Origin of the sequence: Pseudomonas sp. KBN10P06128 (genome assembly GCF_037574945.1) — a bacterium.
Taxonomy (GTDB): Bacteria; Pseudomonadota; Gammaproteobacteria; order Pseudomonadales; family Pseudomonadaceae; genus Pseudomonas; species Pseudomonas aeruginosa.
Genome location: NZ_JBBELR010000001.1, coordinates 1928436 through 1949463, shown reverse-complemented (window position 1 = coordinate 1949463; position 21028 = coordinate 1928436). Strand labels below are relative to the sequence as shown.

The 21028-nt window shown below is 60.1% G+C and carries 23 protein-coding genes, 1 tRNA gene and 1 pseudogene; 8 read left to right on the top strand and 17 right to left on the bottom strand.

Annotated features, from left to right (window positions below):
• Positions 1-14: 14 nt before the first annotated feature.
• From VQ065_RS09215 to VQ065_RS09205, 3 genes are read left to right on the top strand one after another with little or no spacing between them, the layout of a single operon-like run.
• Positions 15-1397 (top strand): integrating conjugative element protein, encoded by a 1383-nt coding sequence (locus tag VQ065_RS09215; RefSeq protein WP_116560594.1) that lies wholly within the window; start codon positions 15-17, stop codon positions 1395-1397.
• On the top strand, positions 1397-1744 hold the full coding sequence (locus tag VQ065_RS09210) for a hypothetical protein (RefSeq protein ID WP_012076881.1): 348 nt from the start codon (positions 1397-1399) through the stop codon (positions 1742-1744). The genes VQ065_RS09215 and VQ065_RS09210 overlap by 1 nt, the downstream gene beginning before the upstream one ends.
• Positions 1741-3255 carry a conjugal transfer protein TraG N-terminal domain-containing protein gene (locus VQ065_RS09205; RefSeq protein WP_033896058.1) on the top strand — a complete coding sequence of 505 codons (1515 nt, stop codon included), beginning with the start codon at positions 1741-1743 and terminating at the stop codon, positions 3253-3255. The genes VQ065_RS09210 and VQ065_RS09205 overlap by 4 nt, the downstream gene beginning before the upstream one ends.
• 55 nt (positions 3256-3310) lie before the next feature.
• Here VQ065_RS09205 and VQ065_RS09200 read toward each other — a convergent pair whose 3' ends face one another.
• Positions 3311-3649: a hypothetical protein gene (locus tag VQ065_RS09200; protein WP_025297857.1), complete on the bottom strand. Its 339-nt coding sequence runs from the start codon at positions 3647-3649 to the stop codon at positions 3311-3313.
• A gap of 118 nt (positions 3650-3767) precedes the next feature.
• Between VQ065_RS09200 and VQ065_RS09195 the strand changes: the two genes are divergently transcribed.
• Together VQ065_RS09195 and VQ065_RS09190 are read left to right on the top strand one after the other, a co-directional pair.
• A complete protein-coding gene (locus tag VQ065_RS09195) occupies positions 3768-4040 on the top strand; it encodes a type II toxin-antitoxin system ParD family antitoxin (protein ID WP_025297856.1) in 273 nt (90 codons plus the stop codon).
• Between the two features lie 3 nt (positions 4041-4043).
• Positions 4044-4403 carry a type II toxin-antitoxin system RelE/ParE family toxin gene (locus VQ065_RS09190; protein WP_025297855.1) on the top strand — a complete coding sequence of 120 codons (360 nt, stop codon included), beginning with the start codon at positions 4044-4046 and terminating at the stop codon, positions 4401-4403.
• A gap of 9 nt (positions 4404-4412) precedes the next feature.
• Here the strand turns inward: VQ065_RS09190 and VQ065_RS09185 are convergent, their stop codons facing one another.
• Together VQ065_RS09185 and VQ065_RS09180 are read right to left on the bottom strand one after the other, a co-directional pair.
• Positions 4413-5330 (bottom strand): hypothetical protein, encoded by a 918-nt coding sequence (locus VQ065_RS09185; protein WP_023082681.1) that lies wholly within the window; start codon positions 5328-5330, stop codon positions 4413-4415.
• A 25-nt stretch (positions 5331-5355) separates the two neighbouring features.
• Positions 5356-5595: a hypothetical protein gene (locus tag VQ065_RS09180; RefSeq protein WP_023082682.1), complete on the bottom strand. Its 240-nt coding sequence runs from the start codon at positions 5593-5595 to the stop codon at positions 5356-5358.
• Positions 5596-5978: 383 nt separating this feature from the next.
• Between VQ065_RS09180 and VQ065_RS09175 the strand changes: the two are divergent.
• From VQ065_RS09175 to VQ065_RS09165, 3 genes and pseudogenes are all read left to right on the top strand, one after another.
• Positions 5979-7108: pseudogene (locus VQ065_RS09175) on the top strand (IS256 family transposase).
• Positions 7109-7267: 159 nt separating this feature from the next.
• On the top strand, positions 7268-9190 hold the full coding sequence (mobH, locus tag VQ065_RS09170) for a MobH family relaxase (RefSeq protein WP_022580137.1): 1923 nt from the start codon (positions 7268-7270) through the stop codon (positions 9188-9190).
• The gene (locus tag VQ065_RS09165) at positions 9187-10536 is read left to right on the top strand and encodes a site-specific integrase (protein WP_235195419.1); all 1350 of its coding nucleotides are present in this window, start codon (positions 9187-9189) and stop codon (positions 10534-10536) included. Before mobH ends, VQ065_RS09165 begins: the two co-directional genes overlap by 4 nt.
• 354 nt (positions 10537-10890) lie before the next feature.
• Here VQ065_RS09165 and VQ065_RS09160 read toward each other — a convergent pair.
• The 14 genes from VQ065_RS09160 to VQ065_RS09095 form a co-directional block, all read right to left on the bottom strand.
• Positions 10891-10966 (bottom strand) — tRNA-Lys (locus tag VQ065_RS09160).
• Positions 10967-11025: 59 nt separating this feature from the next.
• Positions 11026-11700 (bottom strand): 7-cyano-7-deazaguanine synthase QueC, encoded by a 675-nt coding sequence (queC, locus tag VQ065_RS09155; RefSeq protein ID WP_003086132.1) that lies wholly within the window; start codon positions 11698-11700, stop codon positions 11026-11028.
• A gap of 15 nt (positions 11701-11715) precedes the next feature.
• Entirely contained in the window at positions 11716-12363 is a 648-nt protein-coding gene (gene queE, locus VQ065_RS09150; RefSeq protein ID WP_003086131.1) for a 7-carboxy-7-deazaguanine synthase QueE, read from the bottom strand.
• A 219-nt stretch (positions 12364-12582) separates the two neighbouring features.
• Positions 12583-13407, bottom strand: coding sequence for a tol-pal system protein YbgF (gene ybgF / locus VQ065_RS09145; protein WP_003120698.1), 825 nt, complete (start codon positions 13405-13407; stop codon positions 12583-12585).
• A gap of 9 nt (positions 13408-13416) precedes the next feature.
• Positions 13417-13923, bottom strand: coding sequence for a peptidoglycan-associated lipoprotein Pal (pal, locus tag VQ065_RS09140; RefSeq protein ID WP_003111417.1), 507 nt, complete (start codon positions 13921-13923; stop codon positions 13417-13419).
• 52 nt (positions 13924-13975) lie between these two features.
• Positions 13976-15274 (bottom strand): Tol-Pal system beta propeller repeat protein TolB, encoded by a 1299-nt coding sequence (gene tolB / locus VQ065_RS09135; RefSeq protein ID WP_003086128.1) that lies wholly within the window; start codon positions 15272-15274, stop codon positions 13976-13978.
• Positions 15271-16314: a cell envelope integrity protein TolA gene (tolA, locus tag VQ065_RS09130; RefSeq protein ID WP_003086127.1), complete on the bottom strand. Its 1044-nt coding sequence runs from the start codon at positions 16312-16314 to the stop codon at positions 15271-15273. The genes tolB and tolA overlap by 4 nt, the downstream gene beginning before the upstream one ends.
• 2 nt (positions 16315-16316) lie before the next feature.
• Positions 16317-16757 (bottom strand): protein TolR, encoded by a 441-nt coding sequence (tolR, locus tag VQ065_RS09125; protein WP_003086126.1) that lies wholly within the window; start codon positions 16755-16757, stop codon positions 16317-16319.
• A gap of 22 nt (positions 16758-16779) precedes the next feature.
• Positions 16780-17475: a protein TolQ gene (gene tolQ / locus VQ065_RS09120; RefSeq protein WP_003086125.1), complete on the bottom strand. Its 696-nt coding sequence runs from the start codon at positions 17473-17475 to the stop codon at positions 16780-16782.
• 1 nt (position 17476) lies between these two features.
• Complete coding sequence (ybgC, locus tag VQ065_RS09115; RefSeq protein WP_003086124.1) at positions 17477-17923, bottom strand: tol-pal system-associated acyl-CoA thioesterase; 447 nt, start codon at positions 17921-17923, stop codon at positions 17477-17479.
• 52 nt (positions 17924-17975) lie between these two features.
• Positions 17976-19034, bottom strand: coding sequence for a Holliday junction branch migration DNA helicase RuvB (ruvB, locus tag VQ065_RS09110; RefSeq protein ID WP_003086123.1), 1059 nt, complete (start codon positions 19032-19034; stop codon positions 17976-17978).
• A gap of 10 nt (positions 19035-19044) precedes the next feature.
• On the bottom strand, positions 19045-19650 hold the full coding sequence (ruvA, locus tag VQ065_RS09105) for a Holliday junction branch migration protein RuvA (protein WP_003086122.1): 606 nt from the start codon (positions 19648-19650) through the stop codon (positions 19045-19047).
• Between the two features lie 16 nt (positions 19651-19666).
• Positions 19667-20191 (bottom strand): crossover junction endodeoxyribonuclease RuvC, encoded by a 525-nt coding sequence (gene ruvC / locus VQ065_RS09100; protein WP_003112575.1) that lies wholly within the window; start codon positions 20189-20191, stop codon positions 19667-19669.
• An 84-nt stretch (positions 20192-20275) separates the two neighbouring features.
• Positions 20276-21022: a YebC/PmpR family DNA-binding transcriptional regulator gene (locus VQ065_RS09095; RefSeq protein ID WP_003086107.1), complete on the bottom strand. Its 747-nt coding sequence runs from the start codon at positions 21020-21022 to the stop codon at positions 20276-20278.
• Between the last annotated feature and the right edge of the window lie 6 nt (positions 21023-21028).

Sequence of the window (21028 nt, the reverse complement as noted above, 5' to 3'; positions counted from 1 at the left end):
CACGGAGACGAATCATGCGAATGAACATCACCTCGGTCGCGCTGACGTGCCTGCTCGCAGCGCAACTTGCCCAGGCCGACGACCCGATCAATGTGTCCAAGACCGGCACGGTTCTCAGCGACGAGGTCCTCTACAGCATTGGCGGCGGCAGTGCGGTGAGCATGGGCAGCGCCGGCCAGATGGACTCGATCGGCGTCGGCTTCGGCTGGAACAACGACCTTATGTGCGGAAACATGAACCTGAGCACCACCCTGGAGAACCAGCTCAACGGTGCCACACAGGGTTTCCAGAACATCATGGGCTCAGTCATCCAGAACGCGACCGGCGCGGTCATGTCGCTGCCGGCGTTGATCATCCAGCGCGCGAACCCTCAGCTCTACAACCTGATCACCAATGGCATCCTGCAGGCGCGGATCGACTACGACCGCTCGAAAGGGACTTGCAGAGCGATCGCCGAGAAGATGGCTGACATCGCTGGCGAGCAGACCGGCTGGGGGAAAATCGCCGAAGGCCAGGCCCTGGGTGCCACACTGGCCTCTGGCGGGAAAGACGCCGTATCCGCCCTCGAAGCAGTGGAGAAGAAGGGCGGCAACGATGGCATAACCTGGGTCGGTGGAGACAAGGCCGGCGGCTCCGGCCAGAAGCCCATTCGCATCGTCAACGACGTGACCCGGGCGGGCTACAACCTGTTGACCAGCCGCTCAGTGAATGACTCGTCGAGCGTGCCTTCCGCCACTTGCAACAGCGGCCTGGTCTGCAACACCTGGTCCTCCCCCCAGGAAGCCGCCGCGTTCGCCACCCGGGTTCTGGGCGAACAACAGCAACAGACCTGTGAAGGCTGTCAGAAGACGGTGACGGCGGCAGGCGTCGGCCTGACCCCGCTGATCCAAGAGACCTACGACAAGAAGCTCCAGTCGCTGCAGGAGCTGCTGTCGAAAAGTAAGCCACTGACCGCCGAGAACCTGGCTGCGGCCGGCACCGATGCCTTGCCGATCACCCGCGGCGTCATCGAGGCGCTGCGCGACGAGCGTGACCAGGACGTCCTGGCGCGCCGCCTGGCGTCCGATGTCTCCCTGATGGACGTGCTCAGCAAGGCCCTGTTGTTGCAGCGCCTGATGTTCGCCGGCGCCAAGGAGCCCAACGTCGCCGCCAACGGCCTGGCCACCCAAGCCGTCGATCAGCAGACCAGCCTCCTGCAGCAGGAGATCTCCAATCTCAAGACCGAACTGGAACTCCGTCGCGAGTTGGCCAGCAATTCGCCCATGCGGGTCATCGAGCGCGGGCAACAGCGCGCCTCAGGGTCCAGTGGCGTGTTCGAGTCGGCGCCCGATGCCGATCGCCTCGATCGCCTGCAGGCCCCCTCTGCCGCCGACGGCAAGACGGGAGGGAGACCGTGATGGCAGATACGCTCACCACCCGAAAGCTCCTCGGCCAGCTACTGGTCGGAGTGCTGATCGTCGTCGGCCTGGCAGTGGTCGGTACGCTGCTCAGCCTCTTCGCCCTGAACCACTTCGGTGGCATCCAGGGCCTGGAGGCCTGGCGGCAAAGCAACTACTGGAGTTTGTTCGCCTGGCGGGCGCTGCTGTACTGCGCCCTGGCCATCGCCTGGTTCCGGCTCAAGCAGCGCAAGGAACTGAGCGCGCATGAGCGGCAGCGCATTCGGCGGATCGAGATCCTGGTGCTGTTGCTGGTCCTGCTCATCGAATTCAGCAAAGCCTACTTCCGCACGGGAGGCGCAGCATGACCTTCATGACCAATGACTACCTGGAGTATTACCTCACCCTCCTCGGTTGGATCATCAACAACGGGATCTGGAACATGATCTCGGATACAGGGCTGTTCGCGGTGCCCTTCGTGGCCATTGTGATGCGTGAGTGGCTGAAAGTTCGCGGGGAAGGCGCCGACGAGGGCAACAAAGGCGTGCTGTCTCTGGCCCGCATCGAGACGCATATCTACGTCGGATACATCGTGGTCGCCCTGGCGGGAATCCCGGTCGTCAACGTGAGCTTCGACACCATCGAGTTCGACCAGGCCCGCGCCCAGCAGTGCCAGTACAACCTGCCGGCGCCGGCAGACACCGGCTGGTCGACCTCCTTCAGCAGCCTGGCCGGCAAGAGTGCGCAGATGCCGCTCTGGTGGGCGATGATGCACGCCCTGTCCAAGGGCTTCACCGCCGGCGCGGTCGCGGCCATTCCGTGCGGCACGGATCTGCGGCAGATGCGAATGGAAGTGGACAATACGCGCGTGAACAACCCGCTGCTGGCACAAGAAATCGCTGACTTTTCCAGGGACTGCTACGGACCTTCCCGTGCGCGGCTGTTCATGCGGCAACCCGATCTGGGCTCCATCGCCGAGGACAACAAGGCGCTGCAGGACCTGAACTGGATCGGCTCCCGATTCCTGTTGAACACCCCGGGGTACTACGACACCGACTACTCGAAGAGTCCCCGTCAGTCGTGGCCCTACAACGCCACCCGCGACGCCGGGCTGCCCCAGGTGGGCGGTGGTGGTGGCTACCCAACCTGCAAGCAGTGGTGGGCTGACTCAGGGATCGGCTTGCGTGATCGGATCAAGGGCCAGGTGGATCCGGACCTGATGACCAGCTTCCTCAAGTGGGCGAAATGGCTGAACCAGGACGAGGTAACCGAGGCAGTCATTCGCCAGGTGATCTCCCCCTCCAGCCAGGTCAAGGGCAACGTCTATACCGATTACGGCGGGCAGGTTGGCGGCACCGTCTGGAACGGCATCGCGAGAACCGCAGGAACCTTCGGCGTTGCCCTGGGCAGCCTGGCCTATTTCCCAGCGATGGATATGGTCCGCCAAGCGCTGCCAATGGTGATGTCGTTCCTCAAGATGGCCATGGTCATCTGCATTCCGATGGTCCTGGTCATCGGCACCTATCAACTGAAAGTTGCCATGACGATGACGGTCGTCTTCTTTGCAATGATGTTCGTCGACTTCTGGTTTCAGTTAGCCAGATATATCGATAGCACGATACTTGATGCTTTCTATGGTTCGGGATCACCACATCTTTCATTCGACCCGGTCATGGGACTGAATACGGCGACTCAAGATGCAATCTTGAACTTCGTGATGGGTTCTATGTTCTTGATACTACCTGCGCTCTGGATCACCGCCATCGGATGGGCAGGGCTTAACGTTGGAAGTGTTGTGGACGGGCTGTCAAAAGGCACAAAAGAGGTACAAAAAGCTGGAGGAGAAGCCGCAGACAAGATTAAACAGAAGGCACTCTAAAAAAGATAAAAAACGAGACTCTGCTAGGCTGGAGTCTCGTAATTAAACATTATATTTACTCGTCATCATCGTCATCCACCCTACGGCCGGCTCTATAGTAGCCATATCCCTCCGGACCGTATCCAGTACCATACGAGATTTGACTATTGTCTTTTGAAATATCTAAGTTTCCTTTTACCAAAACCAAACTCATCAGCCCAAACGACAACAAAGTCATGAAGGCGCTTGCCAGCCAGGTAAAGTTCTGAACAAGCACCACGAACAGCACCACCAGAAGACTGACTCGTTTGACACAGCGCACAGTAGGCCGACGATCATGCAGGCAGAAACGCACAAGCGTACCCAGGCCAAAACCGACCCGGGAGGCAATACCTTTGTTGGTGTGCGCGTTCATGATCAATCTCCTGGCTCCCAAAGGGAGGCATCTTGCTATCACCTATACGCCGAAAAAGATGATTTGGCAAGCCTTATGGCATATTATGCCACTAGCTATCTGTGGACTGGAGCACCTAATGGCAACCCGAAATGTCGTCCTTCCTGACCCGATGGAGCAGGACATCAACGAGCTGGTGGAGACCGGCCGCTATCAGAACCGCAGCGAGGTCATCCGGGCAGGCCTGCGCCTGTTGCTGCAGCAGGAAGCCCAGAATAGCGCCAAGCTCGAAGCCCTCCGCAACGCAACATCCAGTAGCCTGATACAGTTGGAACGCGGCGAGTACGACGAGATCACCAGCGACGACCTGGCCCAATACCTCGACGAGCTCGGCAACCAGGCGAGCCACTGAAGCATGGCCAAGTACCGCATCTCCCATGATGCCCAAGCGGACATCGTCGATATCCTGCGCTTCACCCACAACCGCTTCGGCGATGCCGCGCGCCGACGTTACCAGGCACTCATAGGGGCGGCGCTGGAAGCAGTTGCGACAGACCCACAACAGGTAGGCAGCATCAGCCGTGAAGAATTGGGAGCTGGCCTGCGCAGCATCCACCTCGTTTACTGCCGCTCGATGCCCAACGTCGGTAAGGTTGTTCGGCCCAGGCACTTCGTCTTCTACCGGGTTGCGACAGACCAGGTGCTCGAGGTGGTTCGCGTGCTTCACGACTCGATGGAGCTTGAGCGTCACCTGGCTCGCAACCGATTACGTTGAAGCCAAATATCATCGTTCGCCGGGCAGCAAGTCACCCAGCACCCTCCGCGCCGCCTCGACCAAGCTACGGTCTCTACGCGGATGATCCTCGGGCAAAGCAATCAAACGCTGGAAATACTGACGGTTAAATACAATCGACTTCTTATATATGTCGATAGCCTTTCCTTTCCGCTCTGTGGAAACCAGCATCTCCATCCCCTCGATCAACTCACCCTCAAGGCTGTCCTTACGAAACCGGTGCTTCACAAAGCACATATTGAGATCGAAATACTCCTTCCTCCCTGACGCATCCACCTTCGAGGAAACTCGGCCATATTCATCAATCGAGGCTGCTGACACTTCAGTGGAGACTGCCTTGATAAGCTCATCATCAAGTAAAAGCTGTCCGAAAAGACTCTGAGAATCAGCCATATAGGCAAATATCCAGGGGATATTGGTCAGCGTTGCCCCAGTATAAAGATATCCTTTCTCCCTTCTGTACTGTTCCAGCATCCGGATAGCCAGGTTTTGAGAGATATTCACACCCAGTTCTTTCCGCAGCAGGTAGACAACCCTGTCGAACTGCTCGATCAGTATTTTTAGTATTTTCAGAGGCGTGCCGTCTACCGAGGCTTTTCGCTCTGTCTTTTGGTGTACCCTTGGTTTGAAATAAGGGCAGTTCTCTCGCGCCTCCTCATCCGCTTCGGCAAGATCTCGAACCGAACGAGCGTAATGACGCCCATAAGGACGAGTCACATTGGCGGGCAAATGATAAAGACCTATGATTTGTACTGGATTGTCGCAGGCGGGACAGACAGCGAAATGTCCCTCCGTACCATTTTCAGAGGTGGAGAACCAAGGCTCCTGGCGTCGCGTTTCTTCTTCGAAACGTTCGCGCTCGATTGGTCGCTCATCGGTTTCCTCTGGCTTCAACTTGTAGACATCCATAGCGCACCGCTCTCCATGAAAATAATCAATTCAGCCTGTATCGATTAGCCATCCGGCTCCACCAGCCCTCGGGAAGTTCGGGGACCACCCCTTCATGCTCGGCCATTTTCAAGCACTGAAGAACGGTGCTCAAGCCAAGGGAGAAGGCGTGATGTTTATCCTGCAGCGCAAAGATGAGCTCGTCATGGCACAGGCTCCCGCTGTCATCCCCGTTTTGCTCTTGGAGTAGCTCCGCCCGGTTATTCAGTATGTCGTCATGATTCATCGTATCCATCTCCTGTCTGACTCGGCCAGATTGGCCAGGTCCGCAACGAGAAAGTGCCCGGTTACAGGGTGCGGCGCCTCGAAAAAAACAAACCTGCCCCATGAAGTATTTTTCCGGCGACACCGGAGCACAAATGGCCAAAGGGTGAAATGGGCTTGAAGGGCGAAGGGAATGGTTCACAAGGGTAAAAGCCCTACCCGAAAGGGCCTGCCGGAAGGCAGAAAGGGCTGCGTTCGCGCCGGCGAACACGAAAAGGCTACGGGTGAACATCCACCAGCAGGTGCCCAATGGTTAAGCCTGGCCCAGTTCCTCCCAGGCAAAGCACAAGACGGGCCTGTCAGTAATTTCGTGTTTGGGGCATAACATGAGGTCAAGGAGTGTCTATGTCTCGCAAACCAAGAACCCAGCCGGCAGCGTTGCCTGTGATTCCTTCCGAGTTGCTGGAGTCGTTTGGTGACGGCTCGATGACGGCCGAAGCTATCAATGCGGCGTCCCTGGCTTTCAAGAAGGCCCTGATCGAGCGGGCCCTGGCCGGTGAGCTGAACCATCACCTGGGCTACCCGGCCGGCACAGCCAAGCCCGAGCGGATGAGTAATCAGCGCAACGGCAAGGGGGCCAAGACGGTGCTGACCCAGGAGGGGCCGATCCGTATCGACGTGCCCCGAGATCGCGAGGGCAGCACGGCACAGACGTCTCGCCGGACTTCATCAGCTCGGTCACTGACGAGGTTATGGCCGAGGTCACCGCCTGGCAGGCCAGGCCGCTCGAGCCCATGTATCCGGTCGTGTTCTTTGACGCGCTGCGGGTCAAGATCAGGGAGGATGCTGTCGTGCGCAACAAGGCCGTCTATCTGGCCCTGGGCGTGCTACCCGACGGCACACGCGATATCCTGGGTTTGTGGATTGAAGGCACCGAAGGCGCCAAGTTCTGGATGAAGGTCTTCAACGACCTGAAGACCCGGGGCGTGGGCGATATCCTGATCGCCGTGACTGACGGGTTGAAGGGTATACCCGAGGCGCTGGCCGCGGTGTTCCCGGCCACCACACTGCAAACCTGCATCGTCCATCTGATCCGCAACAGCCTCGATTACGCGAGCTGGAAGGATCGCAAGGCGCTGGCCGCCGCGATCCGACCGATCTATACCGCTGTCAGTGCTGAAGCGGCCCTGGCCGCGCTTGACGCCTTTGCCGATGGGCCGTGGGGTCAGAAGTTCCCCACCGTCTGCGCGGCATGGCGCAATGCCTGGGATCGCGTGATTCCGTTCTTCGCCTTTGCGCCGGAGATCCGCAAGGTGATCTACACCACCAACGCCATCGAGAATGTCAACTCGCAGCTACGCAAGATCATCAAGACCCGGGGCCATTTCCCTACTGACGAAGCCGCCTCCAAGTTGATCTGGCTCGCGCTGCGAAACATCACCGCCAAATGGAGCCGATCCGCTCACGACTGGAAGCAAGCCATGAACCAATTCGCTATCCTTTACGCTGACCGATTCAGTCGCCCTTCCGTGTAATTCTCTACCCGCCCTAAACACGGAATTTATGACACCCCCCACAAGACCGAGCTGGCATATTGCCAATAAAATACCCTACCCCGCTACCGTTGTTTTATCGTTGTTGCCAGCCCTGATCTGGCGGAAAAGCCCGCTCCATGAATCGTCATGGAGCCTCCCATGTTTCAACTCCTTTCCTGGATCTCCAGGAAGCCGTCCCCCAGCCAACTAACCAAAGCTGCCCCAGGGGGATTCCTCCCTCCTCTGAGCAGTATGGAGCTGCTCGGCACACCTCGGCGCCGGCAGCTACTGGAGAACATCTGGCAGCGCGCCTCGCTATCCAAGCAGCAATTCGAGGAGATCTACCGGCGGCCACTGGCCAACTATGCCGAGCTGGTCCAGCAGCTCCCTGCTTCGGAAAACCATCACCATGCCCATCCAGGCGGGATGATCGATCACGGCTTGGAGATCGTGGCCTACGCACTGAAGGTACGGCAGACCTATTTGCTCCCGATCGGCGCAGCGCCGGAGTCACAGTCAGCCCAGGCTGAAGCCTGGTCGGCCGCCGCGGCGTATGGTGCCCTGGCTCACGACATAGGCAAGATCGTCGTAGACCTGCAGGTTGAGCTGCAGGACGGCAGCACATGGCACCCTTGGAACGGACCGATCAACCAGCCTTACCGCTTCAAGTACGTGAAATCCCGCGAATACCAGCTCCACGGCGCTGCCTCAGCACTCCTCATCCACCAACTGCTACCGCGCACCGCACTCGATTGGCTCAGTCGCTTTCCAGAGCTGTGGGCTCAATTGATCTACCTGTTCGCAGGTCAGTACGAGCACGCCGGGATCCTCGGCGAGATCATCGTGAAGGCAGACCAGGCCTCCGTCGCGCAGGAGTTGGGAGGTAATCCGGATCGAGCGCTGGCTGCACCGAAGCAGTCGCTGCAGCGGCAGTTGGCAGACGGCCTTCGCTTCTTGGTGAAGGACAAGTTCAAGTTGAATCAACCTAGCGGCCCGTCCGATGGATGGCTGACTCAGGACGCACTCTGGCTGGTGAGCAAGCCCGCGGCCGATCAGTTGAGAGCCTACCTGCTGGCTCAGGGAATCGAAGGGGTCCCCTCCTCCAACGCGCCATTCTTCAACATGCTCCAGGACCAGGCCGTCATTCAGACGAACGCCGAAGACAAGGCCATCTGGACGGCCACGATAGACAATGGTGCTGGGTGGAGAAACAAGTTCACGCTCCTCAAGATCGCTCCAGCCTTGATTTGGGCTGACCCTGCCGAGCGGCCTGATTCCTACAGCGGATCACTCGTCATTGAAGAGGGCAACGCCTCCCCTGAAAAGCCGGAAACGACCTGCGAAATCCCCAACGATCCGATTGAACAGCAGCAAGCACCAGAAACCAAGATGACGCTCCGCCAACCTTCGCCGAGCGTTGCGAAACCGTCAAAGGAGATACGGGCGATTGCGAACCCGTCAATTGATGATCAGGAAGAAACGGACGACTTATACGCGCTTCTTGGTAATATCACTTCGCCACCAAGCGGGCTAGACACTACTAGCCACGCCTCACCGGCTGCTTCTCCTACGAACACTCGCGGGGAGGAGAACCTGCAGCAGCCATTAGGAACCGCGGAGCCAGCAGATTGCGCTCCTGAAACAGTTGAAGACGTATTTATGCCTAGCAGAAGCACTGATCTGGGACAGGGATTCGTTGGCTGGATGAAAGCTGGCATCGCGGCCCGTCGCCTGTTCATCAACGACACCAAAGCCTTGATACATACCGTCGACGGGACCGCCATGCTGGTCACACCAGGAATCTTCAAGCGTTATGTCCATGAGCATCCAGAGCTCGAAAAGCTGGCCCAGGCCAAGGAGACGACCGGCTGGAAGCTGGTGCAACGCGCGTTCGAGAAACAGGGTCTTCACCGAAAGACCAATAAGAACCTGAACATCTGGACCATCAAGGTTTCTGGTCCTCGCAAGACGAAAGAGCTCAAGGCATACCTGCTCCAGGATCCCAAACTGCTGTTCCCTGTGCAGCCTCTGGACAACCCAAGCCTCACGGTCATCACCGATGCCGAAGGGGGTGTGGAATGACCCCACTTCAATTGACCGAGGAATATCTCTTCGCACACGACCTCAGAGAGGCCAGCCAGAAGACCTATCGAGCAGCAACCAGAGCGCTCATGAAGCACTTCGGCAGCACAGTCACCGTGCAGGAAATCACTCATCGGAGTGTATTGGAATGGAGACGAAAGGTATTGGAGCAGGGGCTATCCAAACGCAGTTGGAACACTTACTCGAGCCACCTGCGCACCGTTTGGGGATATGCCATTGAGTACGAACTGCTGACCCACAGCCAAATCAATCCTTTCAAGAAAACCGGAGTGACGCCGCCAAAGCGGCCGAGCAAGACAGTAGCACTCGATGCCATACAAAGCGCTCGCTCCTGGCTGAAAGTGCTAGATAGCTCCGAGCACTGCACGGGGGAACGCGCACGAATCACTCCGGTTTGGTTCTGGCGGTGCGTATTCGAGACATTCTACGAAACCGGCATCCGTCTGAATGCGCTGCTGTGCATTCGTAAGTGCGATGTGGACTGGAAAAGAAAAATGATCCTGATCCGGGCTGAGACAGAGAAAACCCACCGAGAGTTTTCCGTCCCCATCACCGATGGGATAGCCCCCCATATACGGCGGCTACTCCAGGAAGCCGAGCAGGTAGGCATGAGCCACCACGACCAGCTATTCAATGTGAATCGTTTCTCACGCCACTATGCACGCAAGGAAATGAATGCCGACCAAGTCGAGGCGATGTACAGAAAGTTGACCGAGAAGACCGGGGTACGAATGACGCCCCATCGATTCAGGCATACGCTGGCGAGTGACCTGATGAAGCAGCCCAAGCGAAACATCCATGTCGCCAAGAGCCTGCTGAACCACTCGAACATTCAAACGACGATGAGCTACATCGAAGTGGACCTGGATCAGATGCAGGCCGTGCTCGACGAAAGGCGACAAGCGCACGATGCGTTGAGACACCGGCACAAAATCGACTACAGCCGCTCGCCACAGGCTGCCGCGCCGGTTCCGCCTTCTCGCTCCGAGCAGCCATCGGCTGCACAGCCACCCTCTTCACGCGCCAAGCAACCATCGGCAACGCGGGCTGCACGGCCTGCCGCCCGTGCTCGTGCGCCGGAGTCGGCTCAACCAGTGACGCGCTTGTCTCTTCCCCCTCCTGTCATCAGCGAGATGCCGTGTCTTGGTGTCGAGAGCAGGGCTTCGCCACCGCCAGAGCGCTTCGAGCAGACGGTCGTGATGGGCTTGATAGCGCAGTACATGGCACGCTCTGCCTCAGCGGTAATGACCGCGGCGAGGCCGGAACAGGGGCGCTCACCCCGGTGGGGGGAGTGCCAGCCAAAGCGGGATTACCTAGCACGATGAAATGCAGGCAGCTTTCCGACGAGCGGTAAGCCCGTTGTAACTCGATCGCCCGCCCGGTAGAAAGACGGGAATGGCCGAGAGCATCCGGTTTCCAGGCGTCAACATGCTGGCGGAGACGTGTACAGCGGTGTGCCCGCTCATCTACCCCCTTTAATCGCTGATTACACCGGGGGCGTTTTGGCACGTCTGTCAGAAGGAATCAGGGGCCCAAAAACGAAGAAACCCACCAATTACGGTGGGTTATCTCATATTGACATCATGCCAGAGGGGGCCTAATGTTCGCGGCAGACGGCTGCGTGCGGCTAATATGCGCTTGGCTTCTTCACCCGCTATCATCACACCCGCTTTTCAAAGTGGTGGGTCGTGTAGGATTCGAACCTACGACCAATTGGTTAAAAGCCAACTGCTCTACCGACTGAGCTAACGACCCAACGCGAGGCGTATAATACTGATTTCTAACGTAAAAACAACACCTCTCGCGAATTTTTTTCAGAAATATGGCGTCGGGTCGGAAATACCAGCCGCCGCGAAGCCATCCGCACGCAGCCGGCAGCTATCGCATTTGCCGCACGCACGTCCCTGCTCATCGGCTTGATAACAGGACACCGTCAGGCCGTAATCCACCCCGCGCGCCACGCCCGCCTGGATGATCTGCGCCTTGGACAGATACTGCAGCGGCGCCTGGATGCGGAAGCCATTGCCTTCCACGCCCGCCTTGGTTGCCAGGTTCGCCATGCGTTCGAAAGCCTCGACGAACTCAGGGCGACAATCCGGATAACCAGAGTAATCCACCGCATTCACACCGATGAAGATGTCACGGGCATCCAGGACCTCGGCCCAGCCCAGGGCGAGCGAGAGGAACACCGTATTGCGCGCCGGCACGTAAGTCACCGGTATACCTGCGCTAGGCGACTCGGGCACCGCGATGCTCTCGTCGGTCAATGCCGAGCCGCCCATGCCATTGAGGTCGAGCCCTATCACCTTGTGCTCGATCACGCCCAATTGCCGGGCCACGCGCTCGGCGGCCTGCAGCTCGGCGCGATGGCGCTGGCCGTAGTCGAAACTCATGGTGTAGCAGGCGTAGCCGTCGGCCTTGGCCATGGCGACAACGGTGGCGGAGTCGAGGCCGCCGGAGAGCAGGATGACCGCTTTCTTCTGGTTCATGATGGATTCCTCGTCTCAATGGCCAGGTTCGTCGTTCCAGAGAATCTTGTGCAGTTGCAATTGCAGGCGGACCGGCAGGTTGTCGGCCACGATCCAATCGGCCAGTTCGCGCGCGCTGACCTGATAGTGGCTCGGCGAGAACAGGACTTCACCGGCACGCTGGTCGAGGCGGTACTCGATCAGCTTGGATACCGCCCAGTCGTAGTCCTCTCGCGAACAGACGACAAACTTCACCTGATCGTTGTCGGTCAGCAACGGGATATTTTCGTATCGGTTGCGTCCGACCTCGCCAGATCCCGGCGTCTTGAGGTCGAGAACCTTGCTTACGCGCGGGTCGACCCGTGACACATCGAGGGCCCCGCTGGTTTCCAGGGAAACCTCGTAGCCGGCGTCGCAAAGCCGCTCCAGCAGAGAAATGCAATTCGGCTGGGCCAGCGGCTCCCCGCCGGTCACGCAGATGTAGCGAGGCTTGTAGGTGGCAACCCGCTCGAGAATAGCGTCCAGGCTAACGACGTCGCCGCCGCTGAAGGCATAGGCGGTATCGCAATAGTGACAGCGCAGGGGGCAGCCGGTCAGGCGCACGAAGACCGTCGGCAAGCCGGCGGTACGTGTTTCCCCCTGCAACGAGTAGAAAATCTCGGTGATGCGCAGGGTCTGTTGCATATTCAGCCACGGGCGTGACGACTGAACAGGTCGTCCGCCTCCGTTGCGGTAAATGAAGGGGCGCCACGGAACGTATCCTGTCGTGGCACTCGAAATCCCGGAAGGTCTCGCGAGGAGAGGCACGAAGATCAGCCGAGCTGAAACCATGCAGCTTCACGGGGGCGCCGATTCTAACGAAAAAACCCGCGACAGGCGCGGGTTTGTTCATCGGGAACGGGGTCAGCGAAGGTTCTTCAGGTCGCGCTGCGCCAGTTGGGCGGCCGAAGTGCCCGGGTACTGGGAAATGACCTGCTGGAGGATGCCCTTGGCCTTGTCGTTGTTACCCAGGCGACGCTCGACGTCCGCCAGCTTGTACAGCGAGTCGGGCACCTTCTGGCTGCTGGGGTAGCTCTGGCTGACCCGCGCGAAAGCCTGGCCGGCACCTTGCAGGTCGCCCTTGGCCAGGTTCACCTCGCCGAGCCAGTACTGGGCGTTGCCGGAGTACTGGCTGTTCGGGTACTTGCGCAAGAAGGCATTGAACGCCTGGCTCGCCTTGTCGAAATCCTTGCTCTTTATCAGGTCGAAGGCCGCGTCGTAGTAGAGCTTCTCCTTCGCCGGGTCGCCCGGCTCGCTACTCGGCGCCGGTGCGTTGTTGCCTGCGGGAGCCGCAGGCGCCCCATTGGCATTGATGGCGCCAGCAGGTGCGGAATTCTGTGCAGCGGGAGCGCCACCACCGGAAATCCGACGGTCGAGGTCCTGGTAGCGTTCCAGGCTTTCCTGCTTGAGCTGCTGGATCTGGTTCTGCTGTTCCTCGAGCGTGCCACGCAGGCGAGCCAACTCGTCCTGCATCTGCTGGAGCTGCATGAACAGTTCGCCCTGCACGGAGGTGGGGGTTGTCACCCCACCTCCGGCAAAGGCGCCGCCGGCACCTGCCGTGCCATACCCGGAAGGAGGAACGTTGCCGCCATTGTTGGCGGCAACGCCGTCATACACAGGAACTTCCGCCCAGGCCGCTAATGGCAGGCTGAGCGCGAGGAACGTCAGGACACGCAGGTGCTTGGGCATAACGACTTCTTACTTCTTCAGCTCGACGCGACGGTTCTGAGCCCAGGACTGCTCGTCGTGGCCGGTAGCGACCGGACGCTCTTTACCATAGGAAACCAGTTCCAGCTGGGCCGGCGAAACGCCCTGCAGCACCAGGTAGCGCTGAACGGCCTTGGCACGACGCTCGCCCAGAGCCATGTTGTACTCGCGGGTGCCGCGTTCGTCGGTGTGGCCTTCCAGCACTACGCGCTGACCGCTGCCTTTCAGGTCTTTCGCGTGTACGTCCAGAGCGCGCATGGCTTCCGGCTTCAGGTCGGAGCTGTCGTACTCGAAGTAGAAGGTGGTGATCGCACGCAGAGCGGCTTCGTCGCTCAGGCTGCCGTCAACGGCACCGCTGTTGGCGCCATAGCCTGCGTTCGGGTCGACGCCGCCATTGGCACCTTCACCGGAAGCATCGCCGCCCTTGGAGGAGCAACCCACAGCCACAGCCATGGCCAGAGCCAGCGCAGCAAATTTGCCGAATTTCAGCATTTCCATCATGTAACTCCTAATGAACCCCAGTGTATAAGTTTGTAACCGTTGGCGACCGTCAGTTCAGGTAAGGGGACCAGGAAGGCTCGCGCACATCGCCCTGAGCGGTAGGGAGAGGTATCCGTACGCGTCCGTTGATGGATACGAGCATCAGCACGCCCCGGTCCTGCTGGCGGGTGGCGTAGATTAGCATGGTGCCATTGGGCGCAACAGTGGGCGAATCGTCCAGAGTGGTGTTCGACAGCACCCGCAGATTGCCGCGCTGGAGGTCCTGGGCGGCGATCTGGAAGTTGGTGTAGCCCTGCTGGCGGTGAACCATTACCAGGGTCTTCTCGTCGGCCGAGAGTTTCGGGTTGGCGTTGTAGTTGCCGATGAAGGTTACCCGGTCCACGGCACCGCTGTTCACGTTCATCTTGTAGATCTGCGGCTTGCCGCCACGGTCCGAGGTGAAGTACAGGGTAGAGCCGTCCTTGCCCCAGAAGGGTTCGGTATCGATCGCCAGGTTGTTGGTCAGGCGGCGCAGGGCGCGGCTGCCAAGGTCCATGACGTAGATTTCCGGGTTGCCGTCGCGCGACAGGACGAAGGCCAGGCGGTTGCCGTCAGGGGAGAATGCCGGAGCGCCATTCAGGCCCTCGAAATTGGTGATCTGCTCACGACGGCCAGTATCGACGTACTGGATGAAGATACGCGGGCGCTTCTGTTCGAAGGAGACATAGGCGATACGGCGGCCATCGGGCGAGAAGCGCGGCGACACGATGGGCTCGCGCGACTGCAGCAGGGTCACCGGGCGGGCGCCGTCGTAGTCGGAGCGCTGCAAGGTGTAGCGGGTGTTGTCGACCGAGAAACGCTCGGCGGTGACATAGAGCATCTTGGTGGAGAACGCGCCCTTGATACCGGTGAGCTTCTCGAACGACTGGTCGGCGATGTAGTGCGACATGTCGCGGAGCTGATCGGTGCTGCCGGTCACGCTGCCGGTCAGGACCTGCTGCTCGGTGCCGACATCGAACAATGCGTACTGCACCTGCAGGCGTCCGCCGGCAGGCACGATGTTGCCGACCATCACGTAGTTGACGCCAACTGCCTTCCAGTCACGGAAGATCACTTCGCTGGCCTGCGCCGGCTGGCTGATCATGTTCTGCCGGGGCAGCGGCTCGAAGTAGCCGGAGTTGCGCAGGTCGTTGCCGATGATATTGGACATGTCTTCCGGCAACACGTTGCCCCCCTGGAAGCCGAACGGCACCACGGCGATGGGAATGGCACGGTCGTTACCGCTGGAGATCACCAGCGGGTCGGCAGCCTGCGCAGCACCTGCCACCAGGGCCAGGGCGAACAGCGCAATGCGAATCAGGGTACTCACAGACTCAAATCCTCCGGTTTAAAGATGATGCGGCGCTGACGATACAGGCTGTCGAAGGTAGCCCGCGGCAATTGCTGCATCTCGGGAATACGGCCGACGTTGCGCACCGCCGCCACCGCCGAACTGTCGAAAGGCTTGTCGCCACTCGAACGGCTGACGCTGGCATTGGTGATGGTACCGTCCGGCAGCATTTCGATCAGTACTTCTACGCTCATTCCATTACGCGCCGATGGAGGACGCCGCCACTGCTGGCTCACCAGGTTGACGATCAGGTCGTCGAGACTGCCGGTGACCTCGCTGCCCACCTCGTCGGCCAGGGCCTGCTGGCGCTCGGTCGTATCCGAAAGCAACTCGGCCAACGCCTGCGCCTTCTTGTCCTCGGCAGCCTTGCGGGCTGCCGCGGCAGCGGCGGCGGCCTTTTTCTTGGCGGCCTCGACGGCGGCTTTCTTCTTCGCCGCTTCCGCAGCAGCCTTCTTCTTGGCCTCCTCGGCCGCTTTCTTCTTCGCGTCCTCGGCTGCCTTTTTCTTGGCGTCGTCAGCGGCCTTTTTCTTGGCCTCGTCCTCGGCGCGCTTCTTGGCTATGTCAGCCTGCTTCTTCTGTTCGGCGGCCTTGGCCTCGGCAGCTTTCTTGGCTTCATCGGCCTTCTTCGCCTCGGCGGCTTTCTGGGCCTCGGCCTTTCGAGCCTCGTCAGCCTTCTTTTGTTCCGCCGCTTTCGCAGCAGCGACCTGCTGCTGTTCCAGCTTTTGTTGCTCGAGTTTCTGCTGCTCGAGCTTCTTCTGTTCGAGCTGCTCGACTTCGTATTGCTTGGAGGCGGTCTTCTTCGCCTCGCCAGCGATCTTCTGGTTGGTCTGGGTCGTCGCCTGGCTCTTCGACTTGAGCTGGTAGAGCGTGGCCTGCACGATCGGCTTGGAGGGAGGAAGCTCCGGAGCAAACGCCCAGCTGACGAACAGCATGGCGAAGATCAGAACGTGCAGGACCACCGCCAGGACGACGGGCCAGAAATAACTCTCGGAAGGCGAGCGCTCGAACTGTTGCTTCAAGATCAGGGGGCCTCGGTAATCAACCCGACGTTGGGCACACCGGCCTGCTGCAAGGCACCCATGGCGCCAACCACCGCACCATAGTTCACCGCCTTGTCGCCGCGGATGAATACCTGGGTGTCCGGACGGGCACTCATGATCTTGGTGACTGCATCGGTCATCTGTTCCAACGACACGGCACTATCGGTCTGTTTTTCAGTATCCACTTCGCTGCCGACGTTCCAGTAATAGGAACCGTCGGCTTTCACCGAAAGGGTCAGGACCTGCTTGTTGTTGTCCTGAGGCAACGCCTCGCTGGACACCTTCGGCAGGTCGACCTTGACCCCCTGGTTGAGCATCGGCGCGGTCACCATGAAAATCACCAGCAGTACCAGCATCACGTCGATGTAAGGCACCACGTTCATTTCCGCGACCGGCTTGCGCTTGTGACGAACCCTTGCCATATCGGCTTACCTCTCAGTCGTCTTAGTCGTCGCTGGTGTGCACCTTGCGGTGCAGGATGGCCTGGAACTCGTCGGCGAAGGTGTAGTAACGACCGATCAGCATCTCAGAACGTGCGGAGAAGCGGTTGTAGGCGATGACCGCCGGGATCGCGGCGAACAGGCCGATGGCGGTGGCGATCAGCGCTTCGGCGATACCCGGGGCGACGGTGGCCAGGGTAGCCTGCTGCACGGTGGCCAGGCCACGGAAGGAATTCATGATACCCCAGACGGTACCGAACAGGCCGACGTACGGGCTGGTGGAGCCGACGGTTGCCAGGAACGGCAGGCTGGCCTCGAGTTTCTCCTCCTCACGGGAGATGGCCACACGCATGGCGCGCGCCACGCCCTCCATCACCGCATCGGGATCGACGCCGGGCTGCTGGCGCAGACGGGAAAACTCCTTGAAGCCGGCACGGAAGATCTGCTCGACGCCGGAGTCCGGGTCCGGATTGCTACCGGCCTGGCGGTACAGCTTGGACAGGTCGATGCCCGACCAGAAGCGTTCTTCGAAGGCATCCAGTGCCTTCTTGGCGGCGCGCATGGCGTTACCGCGCTGGAAAATCATGATCCAGGATGTGACCGAGGCGGCCACGAGGGTCAGCATGACCAGCTGCACCACGATACTGGCGTTGCTGATCAGGCTCCACATGGAGGTATGGTCGACGACGTTCGGTTCCACTTTAATCTCCTGCTGAAAAAGAATCCGGGCTTCCGGCAAAAGCCGCACGCAACGTTTCGGGGATAGCACGTGGCTTCAGGGTGTCCGCTCGCACGCACGCCACCAGGAACCGCCCCTCGCAGAGCAGGACGGAGTCCGACGCTCGACGAACCTGTTGACGAAACTTCAGGCTCGCCCGGTTCAACTCCTCGACCTCGGCGCTGACAAGCAGTTCATCGTCGAGCTTGGCCGGGGCGTGGTAACGCGCCTCGGCGGAGTGCACGACGAACAGCAGATTGTCGCCGACCAGTTGCGATTGGGCGAACCCCAAAGCTCGCAGCCGCTCGGTCCGAGCCCGTTCCATGAACTTGAGATAGTTGACGTAATAGACGATGCCGCCGGCATCCGTGTCCTCGTAATAGACCCGGAAACGCTGCTGGAACGGCTTTCCCCCGTGTTGCGCGCGCATACTCTAGAACCAAGTCCCGGCTTTGCCAATCGGCAATCGCCCACAAATGCAATTAATTACCATCTTCAGACGTGAACAGATCCGTCGTCACCCCCGGCCCCAACCTTTTCGGAATATTCAGGCCAAAGTGCAGGTACGCATGGCGTGTTACCACGCGTCCCCGCGGTGTCCGCATGATGTAGCCCTGCTGGATCAGATAGGGCTCCAGTACATCTTCGATCGTGTGCCGCTCCTCGCTCAACGCCGCAGCCAAGTTGTCGATTCCTACAGGCCCGCCATCGAACTTGTCGATCATGGTCAGCAACAGACGACGGTCGAGGTGGTCAAAGCCACGCTCGTCGACATCGAGCAGGTTCAATGCCTTGTCGGCGATCACCCGGGTAATGTCGCCCTGCCCCCGGACCTCGGCGAAGTCGCGTACCCGGCGCAGCAGGCGATTGGCGATTCGCGGCGTACCGCGGGCGCGCTTGGCGATTTCCGCCGCGCCCTGCGGCTCGATCTCCAGGCCGAGAATGCCGGCCGACCGACTGACGATGGTCGCCAGGTCCTCGACGTTGTAGAACTCCAGGCGCTGGACGATACCGAAGCGATCGCGCAGTGGATTGGTCAGCATGCCGGCACGAGTGGTCGCGCCGACCAGGGTGAACGGCGGCAGGTCCAGCTTGATGGAGCGGGCCGCGGGCCCTTCGCCGATCATGATGTCCAACTGGAAATCTTCCATGGCCGGATACAGCACTTCTTCGACGATGGGCGAAAGACGGTGGATCTCGTCGACGAACAGGACGTCGCCGGCCTCCAGGTTGGTCAGCAACGCGGCGAGATCGCCGGGACGCTCGAGCACCGGCCCGGAAGTACTCTTGATGGAAACGCCCATTTCCTGGGCGATGATATTCGCCAGGGTCGTCTTGCCCAGCCCCGGCGGACCGAAGATCAGCGTATGGTCGAGCGCCTCCTGGCGGCCGCGCGCGGCATGGATGAACAGCTCCATCTGCTCGCGCACGCTGGGCTGGCCGATGTAGTCGGCCAGCTTCAGCGGGCGAATGGCGCGGTCCAGCTGCTCATCGCGTTCGCGACCGGAAACGGCGGATATGAGGCGATCAGGCTCGATCATCGGGCGCCACCTAGACCATGCCCTTCAGGGCCTGGCGGATCATTTCTTCGCTGGACAAATCCTCTCCCGGTACGGCTGCGACGGCACGACTGGCTTCCTGTGGCTTGAAGCCGAGGGCGATCAGCGCGCTGACTGCATCGGCCTCGGCGCTTGAGACTGTAGCGCTGGCACGGGGTTCCATCACCAACGGTGCAATCGTGGGCATGTTTTCCCAAGCCTTGAAGCGGTCCTTCAACTCCACAAGCAGGCGCTCGGCGGTCTTCTTGCCAACACCGGGGATCTTCACCAGGGTGGAGGTGTCCTGTGCCTGGACGCAACGCACCAGTTCGTCCACTTCCAGGCCCGACATCAGCGCCAGAGCCAGTTTCGGACCCACGCCGTTGAGCCGGATCAGCTCACGGAACAGCTCTCGCTCGCGCTTTTCGGCGAAGCCATAGAGCAAGTGCGCATCCTCACGCACAACCAGATGGGTATGCAAGGTCACCGGCTCGCCTACCGAAGGCAACCGATAGAGGGTCGTCATCGGCACTTCCACTTCATAGCCGACGCCATTCACATCGAGGATCAGGTGCGGCGGCTGTTTCTCCGCCAGGGTGCCACGCAAGCGTCCGATCACGAAGAGCTTTCCTTATTCAAAGACGCAGGCGCCCGCCACGTCGGCGTGCGCCCACCAGGCCATGGGGGACCAGACTCTGTTGGGTATGGGCATGACACAGGGCGATGGCCAGGGCATCGGAGGCATCGATCTGCGGTTTCTGGGTCAGCTTCAACAGATGCATGACCATCATCTGCACCTGCTGCTTGTCTGCACCGCCGGTCCCCACGACTGCCTGCTTGACCTGCGAGGCGGTGTACTCCGCCACGCTCAACCCCTCCTCCATTGCCGCGACGATGGCCGCCCCCCGCGCCTGCCCCAGCTTCAGGGCCGAATCGGCGTTGCGCGCCATGAACACCTGCTCGATGCTCAGGGCCGTCGGGCCATGGGTGCGGATCACCTCGCGGACGCTGCGAAACACCACGTGCAGACGCTCGTGCAAGGGGCCGTTACCGGTCCGTATGCATCCGGACGCCACGTATTCGCAACCGCGCGCCGTTTCCCGCACCACGCCGAAGCCGGTGATGCGCGAGCCCGGGTCAATCCCTAGAATCAAAGTCATAAGCTGGATACTAAAAGCCGGAAGCGGGGTTCGAACGCATCAAGCGTACCCCACTTCCGGCTTCGCGTTATCGCTCCGATCGGCTCAGCCGAGCTGCGCCATCACGTCGTCCGGGATATCGGCATTGGAATAGACGTTCTGCACGTCGTCCAGGTCCTCGAGCATGTCGATCAGCTTGAGCACCTTCTGCGCGGTTTCCAGGTCCAGGGTCGCGGTGGTCGAAGGGATCATGGTGACTTCGGCTTCGTCGCCCTTGAATCCGGCGGCGGCCAGCGCCTCGTTCACGGAAATGAAGTCGGCGAAGGTGGTGAACACGTCGATGGAGCCATCGTCGTTGACTACCACGTCATCGGCGCCGGCCTCCAGAGCTGCGTCCATCAGCGCTTCCTCGTCCACGCCGGGAGCGAAGCTGATCTGTCCCTTGCGCTCGAACATGTAGGCGACCGAACCATCGGTGCCCAGGTTGCCGCCACACTTGCTGAAGGCATGACGCACTTCCGCAGCTGTACGGTTGCGGTTGTCGGTCATCGCCTCGACGATAATCGCTACGCCGCTCGGCGCATAGCCTTCATAGGAAAGCTCGACCATGTTGTCGGCATCGTTGGAGCCGACGCCGCGTGCAATGGCACGATCGATGGTATCGCGGGTCATGTTGGCGGTCAGCGCCTTGTCCACGGCCAGGCGCAGACGCGGGTTGTCCGCCGGTACGCCGCCGCCCTGCCTTGCAGCGACGGTCAGCTCACGGATCAGCTTGGTGAATATCTTGCCTTTCTTGGCATCTTGCCGCTCTTTGCGGTGCTTGATGTTGGCCCATTTAGAATGACCAGCCATAACTCA